The organism is Variovorax sp. P1_H12_2, assembly GCF_056405335.1.
This window is the reverse complement of sequence record NZ_JBFUCI010000793.1, coordinates 1-1,004: the sequence shown is the minus strand read 5'-3', so window position 1 is coordinate 1,004 and position 1,004 is coordinate 1. Positions and strand designations below refer to the sequence as shown.

1 protein-coding gene and 1 pseudogene are annotated in these 1,004 nt (G+C 69.2%); one reads left to right on the top strand and one right to left on the bottom strand.

All coding sequences use genetic code 11. The features are described 5' to 3' along the window. A pseudogene (locus AC1D2K_RS35210) lies at positions 1 to 271 on the top strand (type I glyceraldehyde-3-phosphate dehydrogenase); the annotation flags it as partial. A 170-nt stretch (positions 272 to 441) separates the two neighbouring features. On the opposite strand, the gene AC1D2K_RS35205 reads toward AC1D2K_RS35210, so the two are convergent. Continuing rightward, positions 442 to 750, bottom strand: coding sequence for a putative quinol monooxygenase (locus AC1D2K_RS35205; RefSeq protein WP_478095120.1), 309 nt, complete (start codon positions 748 to 750; stop codon positions 442 to 444). Positions 751 to 1,004 lie beyond the last annotated feature (254 nt).

Genomic DNA, 1,004 nt, shown 5'->3' with positions numbered 1-1,004 from the left:
CCTCACGGTCGAGCTGGTCAAGGAAGCCACCTACAAGGAACTCTGCGCCGAAATGAAGGCGCAGAGCGCAGGCGCGCTCAAGGGCGTGCTCGGCTACACCGAGGACAAGGTGGTCGCCACCGACTTCCGCGGCGACCCGCGCACCTCGATCTTCGACGCCGAGGCCGGCATCGCGCTGGACGGCACCTTCGTCAAGCTCGTGAGCTGGTACGACAACGAATGGGGCTACTCGAACAAGTGCCTCGAGATGGTCCGCGTGATGGCGAAGTAAGCTCGCGCCACGCCATGAAAAAACGCGCCCTCGGGCGCGTTATTCTTTGGCGGACCGGGCTTGCCCAGACCGGCGCCGGGCCGCCCCAAGCCGGTCTGCGCCCCCTTGGGGGGCAGCGAGTACACGAAGTGACGAGCGTGGGGGCCTATTCAGACCAGCGCCGGGCCGATTCAGACCGGTTCGAGCACGTGGATCAGCCGGCTCTCGGTCCAGTCCTTGACCTTGGCGCCATAGGCAGCCATGTGCGGCGCCGCGGCGTGCGCCTGCAGGTCGGCCAGCGTTTCCCACTTCTCGATCACGACGAAGGTGTCGGCGCCGAAGGAGCCGCGCGAGGCCGGCATGCCCGCCGCGTCGATGGTCGCGGTGTACTCGATGCAGCCTTTCTCGGCCAGCACGGCGGGCCGGTTGGCCCGGTAGGCCTCGAGAATCAGATCGCGTTGGCCGGGCTTGGCCGTGATGACGGCAACGGCGTGAATCATGTGCGGGTGCTCCTTTGGAATGAAGCGTCGAATTTAAGAGCAAAGCGCCGTGCCCGCCTGTCGCGTCGGCGCGTTGGGGCTCAGGCCGGCGCCGGGCCGCCCCCAAGACGGCCTGCGGCCCCCTCGGGGGGGCAGCGACCACACGCAGTGAGGGAGCGTGGGGGCTCAGGCCGGCGCCGGGCCGCCCCAAGGCGGCCTGCGGCCCCCTCGGGGGGCAGCGACCACACGCAGTGAGGGAGCGTGGGGGCTCAGGC